The sequence below is a fragment of the Ketobacter sp. GenoA1 genome, from assembly GCF_003671475.1.
GTDB lineage: Bacteria > Pseudomonadota > Gammaproteobacteria > Pseudomonadales > Ketobacteraceae > Ketobacter.
The window spans coordinates 1-24362 of sequence record NZ_RCHM01000047.1 but is presented as its reverse complement, the minus strand read 5'-3'; the positions used below and the strand labels follow the sequence as shown (position 1 = coordinate 24362).

The window sequence follows — 24362 nt, the reverse complement described above, 5'->3', positions numbered from 1 at the left end:
CACGGCCAGGCCGGGCCAGGTTCGTGACCGGAGCAGCGAGAAACCATGACGGGTTTTCAAAGCACCCGTGATCTGTGGTAGTTTTTGTGCATGGTTTGCTACGCACTGACGCACATGCCATGACTGCCATGAAGGGTCGTGGCCATTCCTTATTGGCCGCCAGCGTAATAATGTTGTGGGTATTTTACTGCAACAGCGTTGCGGCGGCAGCACCTGCCCGCCTGGCCATTTCCTGTGGCGCCTTGGGTGTGCAGTTGCGGCTGTGTCAGGAGGGGGTGGAAGCCTGGTCCCGTCAAACCGGTACCCCGGTCAAAGTGGTGGCCACCCCCAATTCCTCCACAGAACGTTTTGCCTTGTACCAACAGATTCTGGCCTCCCATTCACCGGATATTGATATCTTTCAGATCGATGTGGTGTGGCCCGGTACCTTTGCGCCCCATCTGGTGGATCTATCCTCCTATATTGATGGCCGCTTCACACAACAGTTTTTCCAGACCATGATCACCAACAACACCATAGACGGCGCACTGGTGGCCATACCCTGGTACACCGATGCCGGTGTGTTGTTTTACCGCAAGGATCTGTTGCAGAAATACGGCCGCTCACCCCCGCAAACCTGGCAGCAGCTCACCGAAAGCGCGCGGATTATTCAAAACGCAGAACGCGCTGCGGGAAATACCCGCATGCAGGGTTTTGTGTTTCAGGCCAAGGGCTATGAGGGCCTCACCTGCGATGCCCTGGAATGGATCGACAGTTTTAACGGCGGCACCCTGGTGAACAGCGCGGGCAAGGTTACCCTGGATAACGCCAGGGCGGCGGCTGCCCTGGATCTGGCGGCCAGCTGGATTGGCGATATTGCCCCCAAGGGCGTACTGAATTATGACGAAGAAGCCAGCCGTGGGGTGTTTCAGTCCGGCAATGCGGTGTTTATGCGCAACTGGCCCTACGCCTGGGCGTTGGGTAATGCCGAAGGCAGCCCCATACGGGGCCGCATCGGTGTGATGGCGTTACCCAGGGGCGGTGACCAGGGGCATCCCAGTGCCACCCTGGGGGGCTGGCAGCTGGCGGTGTCGCGCTATTCACGCCACCCGGCGCTGGCGGCGGATCTGGTGCGTTACCTCACCAGTTATGCAGAGCAAAAACGCCGGGCCATTGCGGCCTCCTATAATCCCACCATCAAGGCCCTTTATCAGGATCAGGAAGTGCTGGCCGCGGTGCCGTTTTTCGGCACCCTGTATGATTCCTTCGAACATGCAGTGGCGCGCCCTTCCCGCGTTACCGGCAGCAAATATGCCCGGGTCAGTGCGGAGTTTTACTACACGGTGCATGACGTGCTCAGTGGCAAATCAGCAGCGGCCCCTGCCCTGGCCGCGTTGCAGAAAAAACTGATCCGCTTGTCACGGGGGGAGCAATGGTGAAACCGGCAACCTCACATTCCCGTTTGACCCGGCGTCGAGTGCGTTGGGCCTGGGTGTTTTTGGCACCTATGTTGCTGGTGTTGGCGTTGGTGGCCGGCTGGCCATTGCTGAAAACCATCGCCTATGGTTTTACCGACGCCAGCCTGATCAATCCCGAGGCGGCACAGTTTGTGGGCGTGGATAATTTCTCCTTTCTGTTGCAGGACCCTTATTGGTGGGCATCGGTGTGGAATACGGTGGTGTTTGCCGTGGTGTCGGTGTTTCTGGAAACCGTGCTGGGATTGATTATTGCCCTGGCTTTGAATGCGCAGTTTCGGGGGCGTGGCGGATTGCGGGCGGCCATATTGATCCCCTGGGCCATCCCCACGGTGGTGTCGGCGCAAATGTGGAACTGGATGTTCAATGATGTGTTTGGTGTGATCAACCACATGCTGATGAGCGTGGGCCTGATGCAGCACCCCATTGCCTGGACTGCATCACCGGATACCGCTTTGTTGTCCATCATTCTGGTGGATGTGTGGAAAACCACGCCGTTCATGGCGCTGCTGTTGTTGGCAGGTTTACAGATGTTACCCAAAGAGTGTTATGAGTCGGCGCGGGTGGATGGTGTGCATCCCCTGACGGTGTTCTTTCGTATTACCTTACCGTTATTGAAACCGGCGTTGATGGTGGCGATTATCTTTCGCCTGCTGGATGCGTTACGGGTGTTTGATCTGGTGTACGTTATGAGTGGCAACAACCGTGACACCATGTCCATGTCGGTGTATGCCCGCCAGCAATTGATTGATTTTGGTGACCTGGGTTTTGGTTCGGCGGCATCGACGCTGATCTTTGCCATCATTGCACTGTTCACCGTGGTGTATCTCACGCTGGCGCGAGTAGGGCGGGAGCAATAAGATGGCAACAGTGGCTCAACTGAGGTGGAAGCGCGCCAAGCGGATCGTGAGTCGGGTTGCCTTTTACGGCCTGCTGCTGGTGATTGCGGTCTATACCATATTTCCGTTCTACTGGGCGATTGTATCGTCGTTGAAATCCGGCTCCGACCTGTTTGAGGTGGAATACTGGATTTCGCAACCCCATTGGGATAATTACGTGGCGGTGTTTCGGGAACAACCCTTCGGCCGCAATATTCTCAACTCCCTGTTTGTATCGGTGTCCACGGTGACGTTGTCGTTGGCGTTGGCATTGGCCGCGGCCTATGCCATTGGCCGGGTGCAGTTTCGTGGCCGCATGCTGTTGATGTTTGTCATTCTCGGCGTATCCATGTTCCCGCAGATTGCGGTGTTGTCGGGGATGTTTGAATTAATCAATACCCTGGGCCTGTACAATAATCTGCTGGCGTTATCGTTCTCGTATCTGATTTTCACGTTGCCGTTTACCGTGTGGGTGTTGACCACCTTTATGCGGGAGCTGCCCAAGGAGCTGGAAGAAGCGGCGATTGTTGATGGCGCATCACCGTTGACCATCGTGACCAAAGTCTTTATGCCGTTGATGGGTCCGGCGCTGGTGACCACCGGATTGTTGGCGTTCATCGCCGCCTGGAATGAATTCCTGTTTGCGCTGACCTTCACCCTGTCCAGTGAAATGCGTACGGTGCCGGTGGCCATTGCCCTCACCTCCGGTGCCAGTGCCCACGAGCTACCCTGGGGCAACATCATGGCCGCATCGGTGATCGTCACTGTACCGCTGATCATTCTGGTGCTGTTTTTTCAACGCCGTATTGTGTCGGGCCTGACCGCAGGCGCAGTCAAAGGTTAACCCGTCAAATTATTAAGAGGGAGAGTATGATTCATGGCAGCCATAACTCTGCAAGCAGTTGATAAAACCTTCGGTAAAACCGACGTCATCAAGCAGGTTGCGATGGAAATACAGGATGGGGAATTCACCGTGTTTGTGGGGCCCTCCGGTTGTGGCAAATCCACCTTGTTGCGTTTGATCGCCGGTCTGGAAGAAGTCACCGCCGGCGAGGTGGTGTTTGACGGCGAAACCGTCACCGAGCTGGAGCCATCCGAGCGGGGTGTGGCCATGGTGTTTCAATCCTATGCGCTGTACCCGCACATGAGCGTTTATGACAACATGGCCTTTGGCCTGAAGCTGAAAAAAACCCAAAAGCAGGCCATCGCCGATCGGGTGCGGGAAGCCGCCCGCATTCTGCAGATTGAACATTTGCTGGAGCGAAAACCACGGGAGTTATCCGGTGGCCAGCGGCAGCGGGTGGCCATTGGCCGCGCCATTGTGCGCAAGCCCAGGGTATTCTTGTTTGATGAGCCCCTGTCCAATCTGGATGCGGCATTGCGCGTGCAGATGCGCCTGGAACTAAAGCGCCTGCACCGTGAGCTGGGCACCACCATGATCTACGTTACCCATGATCAGGTGGAGGCCATGACCCTGGCCGATCGCATTGTGGTATTGAACGCCGGTGCCGTAGAGCAGATCGGGGCGCCTTTGACGCTTTATCAACAACCCTGCAACCTGTTCGTGGCGGGGTTTATTGGCTCCCCCAAAATGAACTTTGTGCCGGCCACGGTCACCGCCTGCTCCACCACACAGGTGAGCGTGGATATTGGTGTGGGTGCAGAACTGATCGTATCGGTGGCGCAAAGCAATGGCCTGCAAAGCGGCGCCCGGGTGACATTGGGGGTGCGGCCTGAACACATTGTGGGTAGCGAAAACGCTCCGGTGGTGGATGAGCCGGCGGGCGAGGCGGCACGGATCGAAGGCAAGGTGGTGGCCATTGAGCATTTGGGCGCGGAGGCCTATGTGCATCTGCAGCTTGCTGCTGGTTCTGCCTGTGAAGAACCGTTAGTATTCAAAGGCAGTGGCGACACCACCTTGCAGGTGGGCCAGCAAGCGGCGATCTTCATAGCGCCCCAAGCCTGTTATCTGTTTGATGAAACGGGCAACGCACTGCCCCGGCCCGCTGCACAACATAAAAACGCGTCATAACCCATTACAACAGGAAGCATGCCATGTACACCCTGACCCATGAAGGCGACAAAATCGGAACCACCAGACTGGAGCGTGGCGATCCTTCCGTACACGCCGTGTCAGGGGAATTTGTGAACGTAGGCGGTGCCGGTGCATTGGCCGGCTGGATCAAAAGCATCGGTGGCCAGGTGGATGACGGGGTGGTGTTTGTGGCCCTGAACGACGATTTTGCATTGCTGGATCAGGAGGACAAGCCCATCCGTTTCACCGAGGCCAGCCTGATTGCCATTCCGGCTGATGATGAAGCCTATCTGGATGTGACCGGCATTTCCGCAGAGGATTACAAAGCGTATTTTGCCGGCCATATTGCGGCCATGGATGACAACAGCTAGGCGATACCACCACAAAAGTGGAGCCTAGCCGGCACGGGGGCGGATAGCTAAAAGATGTCCGCTCTGCAGGTTGCTTCCGCCAGCGCCAACCCCAATACAGTATGTTGCTCTGCATCCAAATGTATGCCGTCCACCGCACTGGCTTGGATGACGGTGTTTGAATCGAAATAGTGAACACCCAGATCCGCCGAGATTTTTTCCAGTTCGGTGGCCAAACCCCTGGATCTTTTCTCGGCCCCTTTAAACTTATCCGCAATAATTCCCTTGGGTTCAGTGATCGCCGGTGGGGCAACCACCAGTACTTTCGGTACCGGCATGCCTGGCTCGATGGGTGCGGCGCGTAGGGTGTGAATTAACTTTGCCGTTCCCTGTGCGGAAAGCCATGCATTATGATCGTGTGTGCATTGAAAGTCGTTAGTACCCAGCATGAGTATGACCAGCTTGAGGGGTGAGTGCATTTCAATGACTTGGGCCAGACCTTCCGATCCATCTCTGCCGTTTTTAAACGGATCAGGCCACACGGTTCTGCGGCCGTTCAAGCAATTTTCAATGGCCCTGATCTGTTTGCCACGGGCATTTAACGCGTTTTCGAACACACCAGGCCAGCGCTTATTGAAAGGCAATCGCTTCCTGGTATTGGGGATGATGCCCCAGGTGAGGCTATCAGAGTAGATGAGCACGTGTTCCATGGATTCTGCGCCTGAATTCTTTTTATCAACGGGTTATTGCGTTAAGCGTTGTAGGTATAAAAATACCACGTACTCCGCTTGGTATTCATCGATTCATACAGTTTTTGAGCCGGCGTATTATCCGGGGCCGTTACCCATTGCAGGCGACCTGCTCCATGATCGGCTGCATAACCGCGACAATGTTCTATGAGCCTGCGCCCCACCCCTTTGCCTCGATGGCCCGGAATGGTGTACAGATCATTCAGAACGGCTACCTTTTCGGTGATGGTTGATGCAAACGAAAAATACACCGTGGCGAACCCAATCGCGTCACCTGATTCGCGATAGATAAACTGGCAACCTGCCGGATTTGATTCACCGAACTGGGAAAAAAACGCCGCATTCTTTTCATCCGAAATACTCGCCACGTTATAAAATTGCTGATATGCCCGTATCAACGGGAGTATTTCGCTGAAATTGTTCTTCGATACAGGCTCAATCATTGGAAACCTTTTGATGCTTAACCTAACAGTGTACCAAGCGCGGCTTTAACAGAGCCTATGGCGACCGAAACCGATAACACTGGCTATGTGAATCGTATAAAGTTTTAAGGAATACAATCTCACATCCACTTAGCCCCCTACTTGGGCGCGCGCCTCTCCAGTATATCCTTACTCATCTCTGTGTTAATGGTGCTGTCCACAAACCGGGTGCGTCGTTGCAGCGCCGCTTTTGCCACCATATAGGCCGATACCGGGGCGGTGATGAATAAAAACAGACTGATTACCAGTTCGTGAATGGCAAAGCCGTCGCCGCGCAAAGCGTGCAATCCCATGGAGGCGATAAGAATGCAGCCGATACCCAGGGTGGTGGCTTTGGTGGGGGCATGCAGGCGGGTGTAAAAATCCGGTAATTTCACCATGCCCAGGGCGCCGATCAGGATGAATACACCGCCCATTAACAATAGAAAGGAGGCGAACACTTCAATGACAAATAACATGGTGGCTCTCCTATTCGATGATGTCGCCGCGCAGCATGTATTTGGCCAGAGCAGCGGTGCTGACGAATCCCAGCATGGCGATCAGCAGCGCTGATTCAAAATACATGTCACTGGCAAAGTACAGCCCCAGCAATACGATCAGGGCAATGCTGTTGATATACAGCGTATCCAGCGCCAGGATGCGATCGGCGGTGGAAGGGCCGATCAGCAATCGGATGGTGTTCAGCACCAACGCCAGCCCCACCATCACCGACACCACCATCAATACCGTATTCAGCATGCGAATATCTCCCGCAGCGGCGCTTCGTAGCGCGTTTTGATTCGATCTATCATGTGCTGTTCGTTGTCTATGTGCAGGGCGTGAATGTAGAGCCACTGCATGTCTTCTGAAAAATCCACACTCACGGTACCGGGGGTGAGTGAGATGGTGCTGGCCAATACCGCCAGGGGGAAGTGATCGCGCAGATCCAGCGGCATGGCAATCAATCCCGGGCGCAGGTGGCGGTTGGAGCGCAGAATGCGGCCGGCCACTTCAAAGTTCGAGACGATGATGTCCCCCAGTACCATCAGCACATAACGTGCTGCCCGCAACGGCTTGCGCACCCGGGCGTGGGGGTCGCTCAACGGCGCGGCAACCCAGGGTATGGCGATGGCCAGAATCAATCCCAATACCAGGTGGCCCATGCTGAAGGAGTTCAACAGCATCCACACCAGCAGCAAGATGCCGGTGTGCAGCGGCATGGGGAAGAGTCGCTTAAGCATCGTCACCTCCAAGTAAGGATAAATCCACGCCCCGGGTCATCTCGCTTGCTGCCAGTTGCGCGTATTCGGTAATCCAGCCGGCAAAAATCACCATGGTGGGCAGGGTGATCACCAGTATTGCCACTGCGGCGATCTGTGTCGGTTGTACCCGTTTGCCATCCGAATGATCACCGCGCGCGCGCCAGAACAGGGTGCCTCCGGAACGGGACAGCATGAGCAACGCCGCCAGGCTGGCCAGCAGGATGGGCGGCCAGATCCAGCCCGCCTGCCCACCGGCCAGGGCGGCCTTCAGCATCAATGCTTTGCCGATAAAGCCGGAAATGGGCGGCATGCCGATCAGCGCCAGGGCCGCCAGAAAGAACAACGCCCCCAGCAATGCCGGTTGTACCACCGGACGGGCCTGTACAAAACGATCTTCGGCCTTGCCCCGCTGGCCGATGATCAGGCCTGCCACCAGAAACATCAGCGCGGTGGCCAGGGTACTGTGCACCAGATAGTACAGGCCGCTGGCGGTGGCCTCCCGTGTGTTCAGTGCCACCATCAGCAACAGGCTGCCCACCGAAATGATCACCAGGTTGGCGGTGAGTTCACGCAACGTTTTACTGGCCAGCGTGGCGATGATACCAATCACCACCGTCAGCCAGGCCAGGGGCCAAAGCCAGGGTTGGGCAATGTTGGCCAGGTCTCCGGCGTTGTCGCCAAAAATGCCGCAATGTACCCGCCACAGGCTGTAGATGCCCACTTTGGTCATGATGGCAAACAGCGCAGCCACCGGCGCCGGTGCGGCGGAGTAGGCTCTGGGCATCCAGAAATGCAGTGGCATCATGGCGGATTTCAGTCCGAACACCACCAGCAGCAGCATGGCACCGGCGTTGGCCAGGCGCACATCATTGGGGTTGATGAGGGCGGCCTTTTGCTGCATGTCGGCCATGTTGAGCGTACCGAACGTGCCGTACATGATGCCCAGGGCAAACAGGAACAGGGCCGAGCCCGCCAGATTGAGGGTAACGTAATGCACATTGGCCAGTGTCTTCTGCGCACCACCGCCATGGATCAACAGGGCGTAGGAGGCAATCAGCAATACTTCAAAAAACACGAACAGGTTAAACAGGTCACCGGTAAGAAACGCCCCCTGGATGCCCAAGGCCTGAAACATCAGCAAAGGATGCAGAAATTTCCCCTGTTGATCCTCGCCGGCGCTGCTGAACAGTTGCACACAAAGAAGAAGAATGGCCGTCAGCACCGAGAGCAGGGTTGCCATACGGTCGGCCACCAGAATGATACCGAACGGCGGTTGCCATCCCCCCATGGCGTACACCAGGGTGCCGTGCTGATCCACGTGCCACAGCAAACTTGCAGCGGCGCCCAATTGCAGTAACGCAAACAGGGTACCCACCCACTGCTGACGGCGCAGGGTGGTGGCGATGGGTGGCATCAGTAACAGGATACCGGCCAGCAGGGGAATCAACAGCGGCAGAACCGGCAAATGCTGCAGCATCAGCTTTGCTTCCTTTTGTGACGGGAGTGTGACTTGTTGTGCTGGGCCTTGTGGGCGGCGGTGTTTTTCTCGATGCGATCGGCCAGGGCCTCCTCGATTGCGCTGCGTTCCGGTGGTAATTCGCGGCCATCCACATGATCGTTACCCAGATCCGCCCGCGCCCGAATGGCCAGAATCAAAATGAACGCGGTCATGGCAAAACCGATCACGATGGCGGTGAGCACCAAAGCCTGGGGCAGCGGGTCTGCCAGCTGCTCGCTGTGGCCCACAATGGCAGCACCGTTCACCGTCAGGCGTCCGCTGGCGAATAGAAACAGATTCACCGCGTAGGATAATAAGGTTAATCCCAGGATCACTGGAAAGGTTTGTGCCCGCAACATTAAATAGATGCCCGCCGTGGTCAGTACACCCACACTGAGTGCAAAGGTAAATTCCATCAGTTATCCCCCGCCTGCAGACGTTCACTGGTGGTGAGTTTGCCCAGGTTGGCCAGGATCAACAGCGTGGCGCCGATCACCGTGAGGTACACGCCAAAATCAAACACCATGGCACTGGCCAGCTCGAATTCCCCCACCAGCGGTAAATGGAAATGATCGAACCAGGTGGTGAGGAAATGGTGGCCAAAGGCCCAGCTGCCCAGTCCGGACAGTGTGGCAATCAATAACCCGCTGGCAATCAGCCCCAGGTAGTTGATGGGCATGCGTTCTTTCATCCACACCACACCGTGGGCCACGTATTGTTGAATCAGGGCAATGGCGGTAATCAGCCCGGCGATAAAGCCGCCACCGGGCATGTTGTGCCCGCGCAGGAAGATATACGCCGACACCAGCAGTGCCAGCGGCAGCAGACTCTGGGACACCACCGCCAGCAGGAAGGGATGACGTTCCTTGGACCAACGGTAACCTTTGCTGTCGGCAGAGGGCATGGACACCAGCATCTGGGCCAGCAGTTTATAAATGCCCAGTGCAGCAATGCCCAGTACGGTGATTTCACCCAGGGTATCAAAGCCGCGGAAATCCACCAGAATCACATTCACCACATTGGTACCGCCACCACCGGGTTTGCTGTTGGCCACAAAGAAATCGGAAATGGTGTCCAGCGGCCGGGTAAGCATGGCGTAACAGATGGTACCCACTACGCTGCCGAACAACGCCGCCACACTGAAATCCCGCACGATGATGGTTAACTTGCTGTCGATGGTGGGGCTTTTCTGCGGCAGGAAAAACAGGGCCAGCAGAAACAGCAGAATGGTAACCACCTCCACTGACAGTTGGGTCAGTGCCAGATCCGGTGCCGAGAAATAGGCAAACGCGATGGACACGATCAGCCCCACCACGGATAACGCGATCAACGCCACCAGGCGCAGATGGCTCCACCACAGGGTGACAAAGGTGGCGGCAATCATCAGCGCGGCGCAGAAGCCCACCACCCAGTTGATGGGTAATTGCGGGTGTCTGCCCACCGTGTTCACCAGTTCGAACAGCGGCGCTGCACTCACCAGCAGTGCCAGCAGAATCAGCAGAAACATGGAACGCTGCAGGGATCCATCGTCCAGCCATTGATGCAGCCGGGTAACACCGGCAATCAGCCGTTGCACCATGCCTTCGAACACATGCTTGGCATCGCGATCGGCAAATTGCACCTGAAAGTCGAACAGGTGGCGACGATTGATGTACAGAGTCAAGCCGCCGACGATGGCCATGGCACTCATCAGCAGCGGGAAATTAAAACCGTGCCACACCGCCAGACTGTATTGGGGCAAGGTGCTTTGCAGCACCGCCATGGAGGCGGTATCCAGTATGTCCCCCACCATAAATTGCGGGAACACGCCCACCAACAGGCACAGCACCACCAGTACTTCCACCGGCACCCGCATATAGCGTGGCGGTTCGTGGGGGGTGCGGGGCAGGTCGATGGGCTCGCCGTTGAAAAACACATCGTGCATAAAACGCAGGGAGTAGGCGACGGCAAAGGCGCCACCGGCGGTGGCCAGTAAGGGAATCCACCAGGACAGGGCCCCCAGTGTGGATTGATGCAGGGTTTCGGAAAACAGCATTTCCTTGGAGAGGAAGCCATTCAGCAGCGGTACCCCCGCCATGGACGATGCCGCCACCATGGCCAGGGTGGCGGTCCAGGGCATGTACTTCCACAGGCCGTTCAACTTGCGCATGTCACGGGTGCCGGATTCATGATCGATGATGCCGGCAGCCATAAACAGAGACGCCTTGAACACCGCGTGATTGATGATGTGGAACACCGCCGCCACCGCCGCCAGATCCGTGCCCAGGCCCAGCAGCAAGGTGATCAGACCCAGATGGCTCACCGTGGAGTAGGCCAAGAGGCCTTTCAGGTCGTGCTTGAACAGGGCGATGTAGGCGCCCACCAGCATGGTGGCCATACCGGTGAGCGAGACCGCCACAAACCAGGCATCGGTCCCCGCCAACACCGGATAAAACCGCGCCAGCAAAAAGACACCGGCTTTCACCATGGTGGCGGAATGCAGATAGGCCGATACAGGGGTGGGCGCCGCCATGGCATGGGGCAGCCAGAACTGGAATGGAAACTGGGCTGATTTGGTGAATGCCCCCAACAGGAACAGGGCCAGAATAGCGGGATAGTACTCGCTGTTGCGCAACACGTGCCCCATGGTCAGTACTTCGCGCAGCTCGTAGGTGCCGGTGACGTGGCCGATCAACAGCAGCGCCCCCAACAAGGCCAGGCCGCCAAACCCGGTCACGGTCAATGCCATGCGGGCGCCTTTGCGGGCTTCGCTTTTATGCCACCAGAAGCTGATCAGCAGAAACGAGCTGATGCTGGTGAGTTCCCAGAACAACCACAGCTGCAACAGGTTACTGGACAGCACCACCCCCAGCATGGCCACCATAAAGAACAGCAGATAGGCGTAGAACAGGCCCATGTTGTCTTCTTCTGACAGGTAGTAGCGGGCGTACAGAATGATGAGCAGGCCGATCCCCAGGATCAGCAGGCAAAACAGAAAGGCCAGGCCATCCAGGTGCAGGGATAACTGCAGGCCCAGCAACGGCACCCAGGGCGCGGAATAAACCGGTACCGTGCCGGCAAACACATCGGGTGCCTGTTGCAGTAACAGCGCCAGCGCCAGCGCCGGCATCAGCGCGGTCAGCCAGGCAGTGACCGTGCGGCCGGCCCGCGCAAACAGCACCGGCAGCAGAATGCCCGCCATGGGCAACAGCAGAATCCATAACACACTCATACCACCGGGGGCCTCACGGAATCGGAATTGTTCTTATTCGACAACCTTAAAAGATAACACGATTGCCGGCCAACGTCAGATCCCGATCAGGCCTTTGTCAGGGCCTGATCAATGTCGGCAAGGATATCATCGATGTGTTCAATGCCGATGGACAGGCGCACCAGATCTTCCGATACCCCGGCGGTGGCCAGCTCGTCAGGGCTTAGTTGCCGGTGGGTGGTGGTGGCCGGATGGCAGGCCAGCGACTTGGCATCACCAATGTTCACCAGGCGTAAAATCATCTGCAGGGCATCAATAAAACGAGCCCCCGCCTCGCGCCCGCCGGTAATGCCGAAACTGAGAATGCCTGACGCCTGCCCCTGGGTGATTTTCTGGCAGGTGGCGTGGAACGGACTGTCCGGTAATGCGGCGTAATTCACCCATTCCACTTTTGGGTGCTGCTGCAGGTGGCGGGCCACCTGCAAAGCGTTTTCACAGTGGCGCTCCATGCGCAGGCCCAGGGTTTCCAATCCCTGCAACAGCAAAAACGCACTGTGGGGCGCCAGCGCCGAGCCGGTGTTGCGCAGGGGCACCACACGGCAACGGCCGATAAAGGCTGCAGGCCCCAATGCCTCGGTGTACACCACTCCGTGGTAGGAAGGATCGGGTTCATTCAGCATGGGAAAGCGATCTTTGTTGGCGACCCAGTCGAATTTGCCGGAATCGATGATGATGCCGCCTACGGTGGTGCCGTGACCACCGATGTACTTGGTCAGGGAGTGCACGATGATATCGGCTCCGTGATCAAACGCGCGGCACAAATAAGGGGTGGCCACGGTGTTGTCCACAATCAGGGGGACGCCGTGTTGATGGGCAATGCTGGCCAGTTTCTGCAGGTCCACAATATTGCCGGCGGGATTGCCGATGGATTCGCAGAACACGGCGCGGGTCTTGTCGTCAATCAGGCTTTCCAGTTTGCTGTAGTCATCGAAGGAGGCCATGCGCACATCAATGCCCTGCCGGGGCAGGGTATGGGCGAACAGGTTGTAGGTGCCGCCATACAATTGGGAGCTGCTGATAATGTTGTCGCCGGCCTGGCAGATGGCCTGGATGGCGTAGGTGATGGCGGCCATGCCGGATGCCACACCCAGGGCACCGACTCCGCCTTCCATTTCTGCCAGACGGGCTTCCAGTACTGCCGTGGTGGGGTTCATGATTCGGGTGTAGATATTACCCGGCACTTTCAAGTCGAACAGATCAGCGCCGTGTTGGGTGTCGTCGAACGTGTAGGATGTGGTTTGGTAAATGGGTACTGCCGCGGCTTTAGTGGTGGCTTCCGATTCATAGCCATGATGTAAGGCCAGCGATTCGAGTTTCATTATTGTTGTCTCCCTGTGTCATGATCCAGTACCGATTAAAGCATGAATAGGGAGAAACATAACAGGCGTGTGTTATGCCTCTTGCTGTTGTGTCTGCGCCAGACGCTGGCACAGGTAGTTCGCCAGTTCCTGGACATTGGGCTCGCGGCAGAAGGTGACGTGATCCCCGGCGGTGTCCTGTACGGTCATGTGGCCACACCACCGGCCCCAGGCAAGGCGGGGATCCTGGTCGGGCTTGAAACGGTAGTAGCCATGCTCGGCCAGGACCATGGTGGTGTCCACTGTCAGGGGTTCCGGAATGAAAGACGCCAGAATGCGCTGGGGAGCCAGCCCCTGGGCGGTTTGACGCAGCTGGCCGATGAGATTGCCGAGGCTGTGCACGATATAGCGGGGTGCGGCCGCCGGGCCCAGCTTGCGTATGCGCTGCCAGTGATAGCGCAGCCGATCCCATGGGTCCTGGGTGGGTGCGCCGATGCCCTGGGGTACCGGTGGGTCCAGCAATGCCAGGAAACGCACGGACTCACCCTGGCGCTGCAGCTCCGCTGCCACCTGAAACGAAACCACCGCACCAAAACAGTGGCCACCCACGCAATAGGGCCCTTTGGGTTGAATTTTACGCATGGCACTGATGCACAGGCGGGCCAGGGCGGGGTAATCCAGTTGCGGTTGCTCCTGCATGATGGACGCCGACAGGGGAATGCCATAGACGGGCTGATCTTTGGCCACATAGCGGCCTATGTCGAAATACTCCGCGATCAGAAAAAACGGCAGCCGGTCACCCTCGGTTTGCAGGGGCAGGATCAGACTGTCGGTGGCGCTATCGTCATCCAGCTGCTGGCGGAAGCGGCGCAGGGTGGGGTATTCGAACACGCTGCGCAGGGAAACCCGGCGTCCGAATTCCCGCTCCACCAGAGTGGTCAGGCGCAGTGCCTGCAGACTGTTGCCGCCGAAGTCGAAGAAGGAGCGCTCCGGGTGATCCGGGCGCCGCCCCAATAATTGTTCCCATAAGCGGGCCAGGCGTTGTTCATCCGGATGCCAGTCCATGGCCTCGGTGGCGGCCGTGGCGTGCAGTGTTGGTGCCGGTAACGCGCTCAGATCCACTTTGCCATTGGCGCTGAGCGGTATGGATTCGATGCGCTGTACGGAGCGCGGAATCATGTAGCCGGGCAGGCGTGAACGCCAGCGGCTCAGCAGTGGCTGCAGGTCGGTGTGATCCTCATCGGTAAGTACCCAGGCCGCCAGATAGGGTTGGCCGGGCACCTCTTCCCGAACGGTGCTGATGCAGCGGTGTACCCAGGGCAGTTCGCAGGCTACGGATTCGATCTCGCCCAGCTCGATGCGGAACCCGTGCAGCTTGACCTGGGTGTCAATGCGGCCGAGAAACTCGATGTTGCCATCGGCCAGGTGGCGGCCCCGGTCACCGGTGCGGTACAGGCGGCCGAACATCGGATGCTGGAAAAAAGCCGCGTCGGTGCGCTCGGTATCGGCCCAGTATCCACAGGCCAACCCGGCGCCTCCGATAAAAAGATCCCCGGCCACCAATGTGGGGCAGGGCCGCAGATGCCGGTCCAGTACATAAAAGGTCTGGTTGGCCATGGGCCTGCCGTAGGGAATCGAATGCAGGCGCTTGTCCACGCTGGTAATGGGATGCAGGATCGACCAGATGGCGGCTTCAGTGGCCCCTCCCAGGCTCATTTGAACGGCATTGGGGGTGGACCCGCGCAAGCGTTCGGGCAAATCCATGGGTATCCAGTCGCCGCTCATCATCACCAACCGTAGGCTCGGGAGTACCACCGGGTCCGAGTGAGTGGGTTCAATCAGCATTTCCACCAGGGCCGGTACCGAATTCCATATGGTGATCTGGTGTTGGGCAATCATGCGCCGCCACACGGTTGGGTCGCGGGTGGCATCCCGCGGGCAGACGACCAGGGCGGCACCCGCGGCAAAGGTGCCGAAGACATCGTAAACCGATAAATCAAAGGCACAGGATGAAATACCGAACACCCGATCCTGCGGGCTCACCGAAAAGCGTTGATTGCAGTCCAGCACGGTGTTGACCGCGGCCCGGTGATTGATCATCACCCCTTTGGGTTGGCCGGTTGAGCCGGAGGTAAAGATGACATAGGCGAGATCATCCGGCTGGCTTGGGCAGTAGGGGGCGTCTGCCGGTAGTGCAGCCAGTTGCTCAGCCTCGGCGCTCAGGTGCACGGTACGGTCCGGCAACAGTGCCCCCTGTGCACAGGGGTCGTCGGTGACCAGGGCCACCGGCGCAATGGTATCGAGGATGATGCTCACCCGCGCCTCGGGCCAGCCAGTTTCCAGGGGAACGTACGCGGCGCCGGTTTTGAGCACGGCCAGCAAGGTGGCGACCTGATCGAAGCTGCGGGGTATCCGAACGGCGACTTTTTCACCGCGCCCTGCTCCCAGTGCCAACAGCCGGTGTGCAATCCGGTTGGCTCGGGCTTCCAGGTCGGCATAGGTATAGTCGCTTTGCTCGGAAATCACCGCCACCCGATCGGGATAACGTGCCACGCTGTGTTGCACCAGCTGCTGCAGACAGGTGTCTGAGGGCAGTGCCTGGGCCGTGTCATTGTACTGCTCAACGGTGTGCATCCACTCCGAGGCAGGTAACAAGTCCAGAGTATTCAAGGCCGTGTCGGGGGCGGCGGCCAGTGTCAGTAAAACGTGCTTGAACTGGTTGGCCAGGCGGTTGGCATAGGCCTGGGAAAAACGGGAACAATCCACCATCACGGTGATGTGCAGCTGTGGCTCCCCCACTATGCTGATGCTGAGCGGACGCAGGGGTTGTTCATACAGCCGGAACTGGTGGCCATCCCCCAACTGTTGTTGGGCAACGGACCACACCTTGCAGTGATCGTACACCAGGATGCTTTCAAACAGAGGTGCTTCGTTGCCGGCCGCCACGCAGTCGGTAATCTGGTGCAGCGGTGCCAGCTCATGGTCGCGCAATTGATGCTGCCGTTGCCGCAGTTGCCGGAACAATTGGCTGAGCGAATCGACCCCTTTCAGGTTCACCCGCAGGGGCAGCATATTCATCAGTACACCGCAGACCTCCCGCGACTCTGCCGGCCCGCCATGGCGACAGGCGCGAATGGTGCCGAAAACCAGATCGTCATCACCGCTGTGGCTGGCCAGTATCAACGACCAGGCCGCCTGGACCATGGTGTTCAGTGTGCCGCCGCACGCGCCGGCCACCTGCTGCAGCCGTTCCGTTTCTGCCCTGCTCAGCAGGGCCTCGGCCTGAATGTTGCGGCGTTCAATGTCGGGCAATGCATCAGGATCATCCGGCAGCGCGTTGGGGTGATCGAAATTCGCCAGATAGCTGCCCCAGAACCCGGGTTCCATGGTCTGCGCGCCACTTCGCCATTGCGCGTAGGGCAGAATGCTGGGGGCGGGTTGCAGCTCCGGCACGCTGCCGTTGCACAGTGCGGTATAGGCCAAGGCCACTTCTTCCAGAATCCGCTTTGCCGAGCGGCCATCCAGCAGCAAATGTAAAAATGACCACACCAGTACATGGTCATGGTCATCAAAGCGTAATAAATTTAACCTTGACAGAGGTGGTTGATCGGGCTGCGGGGCATGCTGGCGATCCTGCGCCAGAAATTGGTGCACAATGCGGTTGCGCTGCCGGGGAGTGCAACCGCGATGGTGGTGGACCTGCAGAGTTGGGATCAATGTGGATATAGATTGTTCAGGTGTGTCTTTACCTGACCAGGACACCGTCAGCCGCAGGGTGTCGTGGCGTGAGTACACCCAATCCCAGGCAGCAGTCAGCGCATCCAGATTCAGGGAATCGGAAATGGTCCATTCAATTTGTTCAAATTCAAAGCCTTGTTCGGGATACCGGAGTGAGGCAATCAGCATCCCCTGCTGAACCGGGGTCAGCAGGGCGGATGTTGGGCGTGTAAACTCGTATGACGTATTCAATTGTAAAGACGTCATAGTGTTAACCCCAAAATTACATCGGTAATCCCAAGTAAAAAATAATTCATAAATCGATATCAAGACTCGTTCGAGCACGCCGTTGGCGGTACCAACGCAGTGCTTTAACAGGGACACACACGGTTCACCTCTGGATTTGATTCCATGCAAAAGGCGGGCCCATCCTTGTATGGCCGATCCTCTAGAGTAGGGGCTAGTGGCAAGCCATGCGGGCACTGGGTGCCTGCCATCAAATTAAGGGTAACTCGGGTGTGGCCCGGGTGTCACTGGCTTGAGTCGGTTCTGTGATCAGGTGCCGCAGAATGTTCGCAACACTTTTTGTTCAGGCTCCGGCGGCAGCTGATAGTGTTCGAACGCGGCTTGCTCGGCATAGGGTTGCTCCAGTGCCGATAATAGAGTTTCAAATACTGAAAAATCGTCATTCTCTGCGGCCTCTATGGCTTCGGCCACCCGATGGTTACGGGGGATGATGGCCGGATTGACCGACTGCATCCGGGCAATGACTTCCGCGCTTTCCGTTTCCCGTTGTGCCAGTTGTTGTTGCCATTCATCCAGCCATTCGTGCAGCGCGCGTTCCAATGCGGCATTGTTCCGGCAATCGGGTAAATTCAGCAGGCTCAAAACCGGGCTGCGATCAGCGTTGGGTTGCGTCACTTGGCCAAGGCGGCGAAAAAACAGGGTGTAGTCCAGCGCGCCCTGCTCCAGCAGCTCCAGTAAACCCGCGATGCGCTGCACGTCACCGGCCACCACCGAGCTGAAACCCAGTTTGCGCACCATGCCCTGCTCCCAGGCCTGGCTGTGAATGTTGTTGTAATCTTTTAATATGGCCGTGGCCTGTTGGATGGCGGCATCTTCATCGCCGGGGAACAAACTCAGCATGGCTTCCGCCAGCCGCGCCAGATTCCATTGGCCGATGGCGGGCTGATTCTGATAGGCATAACGCCCACGTTGATCAATGGAACTGAACACCTGACCGGCTTTGAATGCATCCATGAAAGCGCAGGGGCCGTAGTCGATGGTTTCGCCGCTCAATGTCATGTTATCGGTGTTCATCACGCCGTGAATAAAACCCAGCAAAAGCCATTGTGCGATCAGTTCGGCCTGGCGCCGGCAGATGGCAGCAAACAACTGTACATAGCGATCGTCTGCTGTGCGATCCAGATGGGGATAATGACGTTCCAATACGTGATCGGCCAGAGCGCGTAACGCCTGTTCGTCCTGACGCAAGGCAAACAGCTGCAGGGTGCCCACCCGAATGTGGCTGGCGGCAACCCGGGTAAACACCGCCCCCGGTTCCGGCTGTTCCCGCACCACCTGTTCACCGCTGCTGACCACCGCCAAGGCGCGGGTGGTGGGTACACCCAGCGCATACATGGCCTCACACAGAATGTATTCACGCAACGCCGGGCCCAATGGGGAACGACCATCGCCACCACGGGAGAACGGTGTGCGTCCACTGCCCTTTAGCTGAATATCCCGCTGCCGGCCCTGCTGGTCGATGACATCCCCCAACAGCAGTGCGCGGCCGTCGCCCAGTTGTGGATTCAATTGTCCAAACTGGTGCCCGCAGTACGCCATGGCCAGCGGATCGGCCCCGTCCGGTACGCGATTACCGGCAAAAATGTCAGCAATGTCCTGGTCAGAGGCTGCGCTGCTATCGATCCCAAGCTCCTGTGCCAGCGGGTAATTGAAGCGAATCAGGCGCGGTGCCCGCACCGGTGTGGGCGGCAGCTTTGCAAAGCAGGCATCGGGTAATTGTGCGTAGGCGTTTACAAAAGGAATCTTCATACTGCAGGCCATCTGGTTCAGAGAAGTGAATCTATGGTACGTAAGTGGCGAGGTATACTCCACCGTAATTGGCAGGCGGTCTTAAGGCCAGGGGGGTGGAAGCAACAGCGTTTGCCGGGCACATTGCCGCAGGTGTGAAAAATGAAAACAGGGTATGCCGACGGGATGCATCATCCCACCGGCATGGAGTGGACTACTTCAGATCAAAGCGGTCGGCGTTCATGACCTTGGTCCAGGCGTGAACAAAATCCTCAACAAAGGTCTGTTTCGCGTCGTCGCAGGCGTACACTTCCGCCAGGGCGCGCAGTTGTGAATTGGAACCGAAGATCAAATCAACCCGGGTGGCGGTCCATCGTAACTCACCGGTGTTGCGATCCAGTCCTTCGAAGCAGGTGGCTGCCTCTGAAGTGGGTTTCCATTCGGTGTTGATATCCAGCAGGTTCACAAAGAAGTCGTTGTTCAGAGCCTCCGGTTGATGGGTGAATACACCATGCTGAGATTGACCGGTATTGGCATTCAATACGCGCAGGCCACCTATCAGCACGGTCATTTCCGGCGCCGTTAACGTCAGCAACTGCGCCCGGTCCAACAACAATTCCTCGGCAGAGACAGAAAACTCACATTTCTGATAGTTACGGAATCCATCCGCAACCGGTTCCAGAAACGCCATGGCTTCCACGTCGGTTTGTTCCTGGGTGGCGTCGGTGCGTCCGGGGGCAAAAGGTACGTCCACATTGACACCGGCGTTGCGCGCGGCCCGTTCCACAGCCGCACAACCGCCCAACACAATCAGGTCTGCCAGGGATACTTTCTTACCATCGCTTTGCGCGTTGTTGAACTCGTTTTGCACGCCTTCGAGGATGTCCAGTATGCGGCTTAACTGCTGCGGCTGGTTGGCTTCCCAATCTTTCTGCGGGGCCAGGCGAATGCGGGCGCCGTTGGCACCACCGCGCATGTCGGAGCCACGGAAGGTGGAGGCGGAGGCCCAGGCGGTGCTCACCAGTTCAGCAATGCTGAGGCCGGAACCCAGCAGGGATTCCTTGAGTTCGGCGATGTCCTTGGCGTCTATCAATGGGTGATCCACATCGGGCACCGGATCCTGCCAGATTAACTCTTCGGTGGGCACGTCTTTGCCCAGGTAGCGGGCCACCGGGCCCATATCGCGATGGGTCAGCTTGTACCAGGCACGGGCAAAGGCATCGGCGAATTCTTCCGGGTTGGCGTGGAAGTGCCGGGCGATGGGTTCGTAGATCGGGTCAAAGCGCAGGGACAGATCCGCGGTGGTCATCATGGGTGGGTGTTTCTTGTTGGGATCGTGGGCATCCACGATCATGTGCTCCGGTTTCACGTCTTTGGCCACCCACTGATGGGCACCGGCCGGGCTTTTGGTGAGTTCCCACTCATACCCAAACAGCATATCGAAATAACCGTTATCCCATTGGGTGGGGTTGGGTTTCCAGGCGCCTTCAATGCCGCTGGTGGTGGTGTCACCGCCCTTGCCGCTGCCCAGTTTATTGATCCAGCCCAGGCCCATGGCTTCAATGGGGGCGGCTTCGGGCTCCGGCCCCACCAGGTCCGGATCACCGGCACCGTGCGCCTTACCGAAGGTATGGCCACCGGCCACCAGGGCAACGGTTTCTTCATCGTTCATGGCCATGCGGCCGAAGGTATCGCGCACGTCCAGCCCGGAGGCGACCGGATCAGGATTGCCGTCCGGCCCTTCCGGGTTAACGTAGATCAGACCCATCTGCACGGCGGCCAGGGGATTATCCAGTTCACGCTCACCGGAGTAGCGGCTGTTGGCCTGGTCACTGGTGGCCAGCCACTCGGTTTCCGCACCCCAGTACACGTCTTCCTCCGGCTCCCAGATGTCCTCGCGTCCGCCACCAAAGCCGAAGGTTTTGAAACCCATGGATTCCAGGGCGCAGTTACCCGCCAGAATCATCAGGTCTGCCCAGGACAGCATGCGCCCGTATTTTTGCTTTATGGGCCACAACAGGCGGCGGGCTTTATCCAGGTTACCGTTGTCCGGCCAGCTGTTCAGGGGGGCAAAGCGTTGTGAACCGGAGCCACCGCCGCCGCGCCCATCCTGCATGCGGTAGGTGCCGGCACTGTGCCAGGCCATGCGGATAAACAAGGGGCCATAATGGCCGTAGTCAGCGGGCCACCAGTCCTGTGAGTCGGTCATCAAGGCGTGGAGATCCTGCTTTACTGCGTCCAGGTCCAGCTTCTTGAAGGCTTCGGCGTAGTTGAAAGAATCGCCCATGGGATTGCTGAGTGCGGAATGTTGGTGCAGGATTTTCAAGTTCAGCTGGTTGGGCCACCAGTCACGATTGGAAGTCCCGCCACTTGCAGTATTGGAAAGTGACCCGTGCATGACCGGGCATTTACCCTCTGCCTTGTTGTTGCCGTCCATATTAGCCTCCGAGTGGCTGTAGTGAAGTCTAGCAGTGAAAACAGATCGACCTTTTTTGCCGTTCTGGTAACCGACTATAGACCTGCGCCGGATAAGCCATCAAGTTGCATTAATTTATGGTGTTCATATATTTTTTTAATGACGGCGCCAGGGTAATGAATTTATTGATGCAAGGGCGCGTCGTGCTGTTTGAACTGCAGCGCAGAAAAACGGCGGTACAGTTCGTTGCTGGCCATCAGTTCTGCGTGAGTGCCGATGGCCTCGAGCTTGCCCTGATTGAGCATGGCAATACGATCGGCGTTTTTTATGGTGGCCAGGCGATGGGCAATGACCAGGGTGGTACGCCCTTGCATCAGTGTGTCCAGTGCCTGTTGCACCTGATACTCACTTTGCGCATCCAGCGCACTGGTGGCCTCATCCAGCAGTAAAATAGGTGTGTTGGCCAGCAAGGCCCGGGCGATGGCAATGCGTTGTTTTTGGCCGCCGGACAGCCCGATGCCGCCGTCACCCAAGTGGGTCTCGTAGCCCTGGGGCAACGCCATAATGAACTCGTGCGCATGGGCCGCGCGGGCGACGCGCTCAACCTCGTCCATATGGGCGGTGGGATTTCCATAACGAATGTTGTCCAGAACAGTGCCGTAAAACAGGCAGGGGGATTGGGTGACGATGGCGTAACAGTGCCGTAGATCAGACAAGGCCAAAGACTGGATATCAATACCGTCCAATAAAATGCTGCCCGCTGTGCTGTCGTAAAAGCGCAGCAGCAGATCAAACAGGGTGGACTTGCCGGCGCCGGACGGGCCTACCAGAGCCAGGGTTTCACCGGCGTGTACATCCAGGTTGATATCGTCGATGGCCGCTTCTTCCGGTCGGTTGGGATACACAAAGCGCAACCCCCGAATGGCAATGTTGCCCTGCACCGGGGCCGGCAGCGGCTGACAGGTGTCGGCTTCGGGAATCTCGGAAGTGGCGCGCAGGAGTTCAAAAATTCGCTGGGTGGCACCGGCGGCCCGTTGCAGTTCACCGATGACTTCTGATATGGAGGCGACGGCGGAGCCCACGATCACGCTGTAGAAAACGAACGCCGCCAACTCGCCGCCGGAAATCCTGCCGCCGATGACGTCCAAACCCCCTACCCACAGCATCAGGCCCACGGCACTCAGCACCAGAATAATGACGGACGTGATAAGAAAGCCGCGCTGAATGTTGCGTTGAATCGCGATCTGAAAGGCATTGTCCACAAAGTCCTTGAAATTCAATTTGTCCGTGGCCTGATGATTGTAGGCCTGCACGGTTTTGATGTTGCCCAGGATCTCGCCCACATAGGCCCCCACATCGGCAACCTTATCCTGGCTGCGTTTGGATAACCCTCTGACCCGGCGCCCAAACAGAAGAATGGGGGTAACAACCAAGGGCACGGAAACAATGACAATGGCGGTGAGTTTGGCATTGGTGATAAAAAGCCAGATCAACCCGCCCACGAACATGATCAGGTTGCGCAGGGCCATGGATAACGAAGACCCCACCACCGATTGAATCAGTGTGGTGTCCGTGGTGAGGCGGGATTGGATTTCCAGGGCACGATTTTGATCAAAAAAAGCCGGATGCAGGTCCACCAGATGATTGAACACCCGCTCACGGATATCGGCCACCACCCGCTCTCCCAGCCAGGATACCCAGTAGTAACGGGTGAAGGTGCCGCCCGCCAACACCACCGCCATGGCCACAAACAGCAGTACGTAGAATTTCAGTTGTGCGGTGGAAGCGGTGGCAATGCCCTGGTCGATGAGCAGCCGTATGCCCTGGCCGAGGGAAAGCATGGTGCTGGAGGTAACCAGCAGGGCCAGCAGCGCATAGGCGATCTGACGTTGATAGGGGGCGAGCGTGTGCAGGGTGAAGCGGATTGGGCTCGCGGGTGCGGTTGTCATCAGAATGGGTGTCCTTTGCGTGAGTGACCATCTATCCTATAGCGCCGTCAGTCTGGCCTCCAGCCGCTGTCGCATCCAACGGTGGGCCGGATCCCGCGCCAGGGCGTGGGGCCACATCAGGTAAACCACCACATTGGGCACCGGTACGGGAAACGGCAGTACCTGCAGATCCAGTGTGTGGGCCAATTGCCGGGCCAGGCGCAGTGGCACCGTGGCGATCAGGTCGCTGGCGGCGGCCACCGACAGCAGGCTCGGGTATTGCACCACATGCGCCCCCACCCGGCGGCGCCAGCCGGGGCGTCCCAGTATCTGGTCCAGGGGCAACACCTGACGTTCCCGCAATGGCAGTACCACATGTTCGGCCGCCAGAAAATTCTCCAGCGACAGGGTGCCGGTAATGACCGGGTGACCCCGGCGAGCCACCACGGCCAGGGTTTCCTCCGTCACCGGTATGGCCTGCAGGCGCTCATCGGCCGGTAGCTGGGTGTCCAGGCCGAAATCGGCCGAACCATTCAGCAGTTGTTGCTGCCAGCCATCCTGCTGCGGCAGCATCTGGATGCTGATGGCCTGGCTGGATTGCCGCAGTTGGCTCACCAGGGGCCCCACTGCCAGGAACTCAAAATAGTCCGGTGCCAGCAGGCGAAAACACCGCTCACTGGTGGCGGGATCAAAACAATGGCTTGGGTCCAGGGCCTGGGAAATGTTCTGTAGGTGTGTGCTTACTTCGTTGTAAAGGTCGGTGGCCCTTGGGGTTGGGCTTAAGCCGCTGCGGGAGCGGGTAAAAAGGTCGTCGTCCACGGTCAATCGCAGGCGTTGCAGGGCGGCGCTCACTGCAGGCTGGCTCATGCCCAGGCGCTGGGCGGCCCGGGACAGCTGCCCTTCTTGGGGTTCTAGGGATTTTCCGTCCAAAAACGACAAAGTGCTCTGGAAGCCCCGCCATCTATGGCCTCCAGAGGGGTATTACTTTTCGCTGACGGGCAAATATCCCTCGATTGAGCACATCAGCTCCTC

General features: G+C 58.0%; 18 protein-coding genes and 1 pseudogene. 5 read left to right on the top strand and 14 right to left on the bottom strand.

Annotated elements, in window-relative coordinates:
• The first annotated feature begins 119 nt into the window (after nucleotides 1–119).
• Genes D9N13_RS24115 through D9N13_RS24095 form a run of 5 tightly spaced genes read left to right on the top strand, consistent with a single transcriptional unit; the run spans nucleotide 120 to nucleotide 4738 of the window.
• On the top strand, nucleotides 120–1418 hold the full coding sequence (locus D9N13_RS24115; protein WP_317622551.1) for an ABC transporter substrate-binding protein: 1299 nt from the start codon (nucleotides 120–122) through the stop codon (nucleotides 1416–1418).
• A complete protein-coding gene (locus tag D9N13_RS24110; RefSeq protein WP_290594724.1) occupies nucleotides 1412–2314 on the top strand; it encodes a carbohydrate ABC transporter permease in 903 nt (300 codons plus the stop codon). Before D9N13_RS24115 ends, D9N13_RS24110 begins: the two co-directional genes overlap by 7 nt.
• Nucleotides 2315–2333: 19 nt before the next feature.
• Nucleotides 2334–3176: a carbohydrate ABC transporter permease gene (locus tag D9N13_RS24105; protein ID WP_411268211.1), complete on the top strand. Its 843-nt coding sequence runs from the start codon at nucleotides 2334–2336 to the stop codon at nucleotides 3174–3176.
• Nucleotides 3177–3209: 33 nt separating this feature from the next.
• Nucleotides 3210–4364 carry an ABC transporter ATP-binding protein gene (locus tag D9N13_RS24100; RefSeq protein ID WP_290594722.1) on the top strand — a complete coding sequence of 385 codons (1155 nt, stop codon included), beginning with the start codon at nucleotides 3210–3212 and terminating at the stop codon, nucleotides 4362–4364.
• Between the two features lie 23 nt (nucleotides 4365–4387).
• Nucleotides 4388–4738, top strand: coding sequence for a hypothetical protein (locus D9N13_RS24095; protein ID WP_290594721.1), 351 nt, complete (start codon nucleotides 4388–4390; stop codon nucleotides 4736–4738).
• 47 nt (nucleotides 4739–4785) lie between these two features.
• Here the strand turns inward: D9N13_RS24095 and D9N13_RS24090 are convergent, their stop codons facing one another.
• From D9N13_RS24090 to D9N13_RS24025, 14 genes and pseudogenes are all read right to left on the bottom strand, one after another.
• Nucleotides 4786–5427 carry an SGNH/GDSL hydrolase family protein gene (locus D9N13_RS24090; protein WP_290594720.1) on the bottom strand — a complete coding sequence of 214 codons (642 nt, stop codon included), beginning with the start codon at nucleotides 5425–5427 and terminating at the stop codon, nucleotides 4786–4788.
• A gap of 41 nt (nucleotides 5428–5468) precedes the next feature.
• Nucleotides 5469–5909: a GNAT family N-acetyltransferase gene (locus D9N13_RS24085; protein WP_290594719.1), complete on the bottom strand. Its 441-nt coding sequence runs from the start codon at nucleotides 5907–5909 to the stop codon at nucleotides 5469–5471.
• Nucleotides 5910–6046: 137 nt separating this feature from the next.
• Entirely contained in the window at nucleotides 6047–6406 is a 360-nt protein-coding gene (locus D9N13_RS24080; RefSeq protein WP_290594718.1) for a Na+/H+ antiporter subunit G, read from the bottom strand.
• A 10-nt stretch (nucleotides 6407–6416) separates the two neighbouring features.
• Nucleotides 6417–6686, bottom strand: coding sequence for a K+/H+ antiporter subunit F (locus D9N13_RS24075; RefSeq protein ID WP_290594717.1), 270 nt, complete (start codon nucleotides 6684–6686; stop codon nucleotides 6417–6419).
• A complete protein-coding gene (locus D9N13_RS24070) occupies nucleotides 6680–7168 on the bottom strand; it encodes a Na+/H+ antiporter subunit E (protein ID WP_290594716.1) in 489 nt (162 codons plus the stop codon). The genes D9N13_RS24075 and D9N13_RS24070 overlap by 7 nt, the downstream gene beginning before the upstream one ends.
• Complete coding sequence (locus tag D9N13_RS24065; protein ID WP_290594715.1) at nucleotides 7161–8666, bottom strand: monovalent cation/H+ antiporter subunit D; 1506 nt, start codon at nucleotides 8664–8666, stop codon at nucleotides 7161–7163. Before D9N13_RS24065 ends, D9N13_RS24070 begins: the two co-directional genes overlap by 8 nt.
• A gap of 122 nt (nucleotides 8667–8788) precedes the next feature.
• Nucleotides 8789–9103, bottom strand: a pseudogene (locus D9N13_RS24060) (Na+/H+ antiporter subunit C); the annotation flags it as partial.
• The gene (locus D9N13_RS24055; protein ID WP_290594714.1) at nucleotides 9103–11898 is read right to left on the bottom strand and encodes a monovalent cation/H+ antiporter subunit A; all 2796 of its coding nucleotides are present in this window, start codon (nucleotides 11896–11898) and stop codon (nucleotides 9103–9105) included. The pseudogene D9N13_RS24060 and the gene D9N13_RS24055, both read right to left, overlap by 1 nt.
• A gap of 86 nt (nucleotides 11899–11984) precedes the next feature.
• Nucleotides 11985–13256 (bottom strand): O-acetylhomoserine aminocarboxypropyltransferase/cysteine synthase family protein, encoded by a 1272-nt coding sequence (locus tag D9N13_RS24050; RefSeq protein WP_290594713.1) that lies wholly within the window; start codon nucleotides 13254–13256, stop codon nucleotides 11985–11987.
• A gap of 72 nt (nucleotides 13257–13328) precedes the next feature.
• Nucleotides 13329–17219, bottom strand: a complete 3891-nt coding sequence (locus D9N13_RS24045; RefSeq protein ID WP_290594712.1) for a non-ribosomal peptide synthetase — start codon at nucleotides 17217–17219, stop codon at nucleotides 13329–13331.
• A gap of 288 nt (nucleotides 17220–17507) precedes the next feature.
• On the bottom strand, nucleotides 17508–19007 hold the full coding sequence (locus D9N13_RS24040; RefSeq protein WP_290594711.1) for a protein adenylyltransferase SelO: 1500 nt from the start codon (nucleotides 19005–19007) through the stop codon (nucleotides 17508–17510).
• Nucleotides 19008–19200: 193 nt separating this feature from the next.
• A complete protein-coding gene (katG, locus tag D9N13_RS24035; protein WP_290594710.1) occupies nucleotides 19201–21423 on the bottom strand; it encodes a catalase/peroxidase HPI in 2223 nt (740 codons plus the stop codon).
• A gap of 161 nt (nucleotides 21424–21584) precedes the next feature.
• The gene (locus tag D9N13_RS24030) at nucleotides 21585–23351 is read right to left on the bottom strand and encodes an ABC transporter transmembrane domain-containing protein (RefSeq protein WP_290594709.1); all 1767 of its coding nucleotides are present in this window, start codon (nucleotides 23349–23351) and stop codon (nucleotides 21585–21587) included.
• Nucleotides 23352–23387: 36 nt separating this feature from the next.
• Nucleotides 23388–24260 carry a LysR family transcriptional regulator gene (locus D9N13_RS24025; protein ID WP_290594743.1) on the bottom strand — a complete coding sequence of 291 codons (873 nt, stop codon included), beginning with the start codon at nucleotides 24258–24260 and terminating at the stop codon, nucleotides 23388–23390.
• Between the last annotated feature and the right edge of the window lie 102 nt (nucleotides 24261–24362).